Origin of the sequence: Microcoleus sp. LEGE 07076 (genome assembly GCF_015207455.1) — a bacterium.
Classification (GTDB): Bacteria; Cyanobacteriota; Cyanobacteriia; order Cyanobacteriales; family Microcoleaceae; genus Microcoleus.
This window is the reverse complement of the sequence record NZ_JADEWV010000302.1, coordinates 1-2,500: the sequence shown is the minus strand read 5'-3', so window position 1 is coordinate 2,500 and position 2,500 is coordinate 1. Positions and strand designations below refer to the sequence as shown.

Here is a 2,500-nt window from a genome sequence, read left to right as displayed (position 1 = left end):
TCGCCTCTGTGTGCCTAGGTATCCACCGTTAGCCCTTTGTAACTTGACCACTTTTTTGATGGTGGTATCTAGTAAGATATTCCGATTTCTCGGATGACTTACCTGCTTGATGATGACTTAATTTCTATGCAGTTTTCAAGATTCTGACTAGAGTTCTAGACTCCAGCATTCTGACGAGTTTTTTGACTACTGGTCTAGGTGCTGATTTCTATTTCTTTAGTTGCTGATAGTTATTTGTTAATGAGAGTGGAGGTAAGCGGACTCGAACCGCTGACTTCCTGCGTGCAAGGCAGGCGCTCTACCAACTGAGCTATACCCCCACTAAGCAAGTTTTGAGCTTTCGTTTCTTGACTCTTGGATTCATCCTTCTTTAATAGATGCTTCAGGAATCATTACTGAAAATTCATTACTTTTTTCCAGGTGGGCCATCCTGGATTTGAACCAGGGACCTCACCCTTATCAGGGGTGCGCTCTAACCAACTGAGCTAATAGCCCATTTCCCGAACCCGTTAATAGTTTGAAAGCTTTGACATCTATTTCTCGAACGACCAGGGATAACTGATGAGTGACCTATATCTTAGGTTCAGTCAACTCTCAGATGGTCTCCCTAAAAGGAGGTGATCCAGCCACACCTTCCGGTACGGCTACCTTGTTACGACTTCACCCCAGTCATCAGCCCTGCCTTCGGCATCCTCCTCCTTTACAGGTTAGAGTAATGACTTCGGGCGTGGCCAACTTCCATGGTGTGACGGGCGGTGTGTACAAGGCCCGGGAACGGATTCACCGCAGTATGCTGACCTGCGATTACTAGCGATTCCGCCTTCATGCAGGCGAGTTGCAGCCTGCAATCTGAACTGAGGCAGGGTTTACGGGATTAGCTCGCCCTCGCGGGTTGGCTGCCCTCTGTCCCTACCATTGTAGTACGTGTGTAGCCCAGGACGTAAGGGGCATGCTGACTTGACGTCATCCCCACCTTCCTCCGGTTTGTCACCGGCAGTCTGTTTAGAGTGCCCAACTTAATGATGGCAACTAAACACGAGGGTTGCGCTCGTTGCGGGACTTAACCCAACATCTCACGACACGAGCTGACGACAGCCATGCACCACCTGTGTTCGCGCTCCCGAAGGCACTCTTCTGTTTCCAGAAGATTCGCGACATGTCAAGTCCTGGTAAGGTTCTTCGCGTTGCATCGAATTAAACCACATACTCCACCGCTTGTGCGGGCCCCCGTCAATTCCTTTGAGTTTCACACTTGCGTGCGTACTCCCCAGGCGGGATACTTAACGCGTTAGCTACGGCACTGTCCGGGTCGATACAGACAACACCTAGTATCCATCGTTTACGGCTAGGACTACTGGGGTATCTAATCCCATTCGCTCCCCTAGCTTTCGTCCCTGAGTGTCAGTTATGGTCCAGCAGAGCGCCTTCGCCACCGATGTTCTTCCTGATCTCTACGCATTTCACCGCTACACCAGGAATTCCCTCTGCCCCTACCATACTCTAGCTGTTCAGTTTCCACTGCCTTTCCGAGGTTGAGCCCCGGTCTTTGACAGCAGACTTGAACTGCCACCTGCGGACGCTTTACGCCCAATCATTCCGGATAACGCTTGCATCCTCCGTCTTACCGCGGCTGCTGGCACGGAGTTAGCCGATGCTGATTCCTCTGGTACCGTCAGGCTGCTTTCACAACTTTCTTCCCAGAGAAAAGGGGTTTACAACCCAAGAGCCTTCTTCCCCCACGCGGTCTTGCTCCGTCAGGCTTTCGCCCATTGCGGAAAATTCCCCACTGCTGCCTCCCGTAGGAGTCTGGGCCGTGTCTCAGTCCCAGTGTGGCTGATCGTCCTCTCAGACCAGCTACCGATCGTCGCCTTGGTGGGCTTTTACCCCTCCAACTAGCTAATCGGACGCGAGCTCTTCTTCAGGCTATAAATATTTGCCCTTTCGGTACATCGGGGGTTAGCAGTCGTTTCCAACTGTTGTCTCCGTCCTGAAGGTAGATTCTCACGCGTTACTCACCCGTCCGCCACTAAGTATTGCTACTCCGTTCGACTTGCATGTGTTAAGCAGACCGCCAGCGTTCATCCTGAGCCAGGATCAAACTCTCCGTGTTGTTGAGTTTTTTGGCTACTGTCAAGTTCTTGCCTCTCGGGTTTCACATTTCTGCTTGACTCGTTTGGTTTTTCCTTGACTTTTTTCTCGTTGTTTGTGATATTAAGTATCAGCTCTCGCTTTTTACTCTCTATCTTGATTTTTTTGACGAGGTTAATAGTGCTTTAAGCTTTCAAACTATTCTTTTTTCTAGGTTCAGTTCTTTGCCTTCTGTCGCTTTCTGGAATCGCGGTGTGAACCGCTTTCTTTCTGGCGCTTTATTAATATACTTATTTCGCCAAGGGTTGTCAAGCGTTTTGCGAAAATATTTTGGGATTTTTGGGTGATGCCCGCAGAGCAAGGGTTGTGATTGTTGAGTCTGCCTGTTAACTCCGATCGCCCTCTCTGGTTT

1 protein-coding gene, 2 tRNA genes and 2 rRNA genes (1 of these 5 cut by a window edge) are annotated in these 2,500 nt (G+C 49.9%); all 5 read right to left on the bottom strand.

The genetic code is table 11. The features are described from left to right. Window positions 1–49 (bottom strand): 23S ribosomal RNA (locus tag IQ270_RS27755); it reaches 2,857 nt to the left of the window's first position. Between the two features lie 198 nt (window positions 50–247). Continuing rightward, window positions 248–320, bottom strand: a tRNA-Ala gene (locus tag IQ270_RS27750). 101 nt (window positions 321–421) lie between these two features. Continuing rightward, window positions 422–495, bottom strand: a tRNA-Ile gene (locus IQ270_RS27745). Between the two features lie 115 nt (window positions 496–610). Then, window positions 611–2,110 (bottom strand): 16S ribosomal RNA (locus IQ270_RS27740). The 16S and 23S rRNA genes sit together here with 2 tRNA genes alongside, the layout of an rRNA operon. Before the next feature lie 171 nt (window positions 2,111–2,281). Then, window positions 2,282–2,500 (bottom strand): hypothetical protein (locus IQ270_RS31555; protein ID WP_228056762.1); only part of this gene is annotated, 219 nt, incomplete at its 5' end.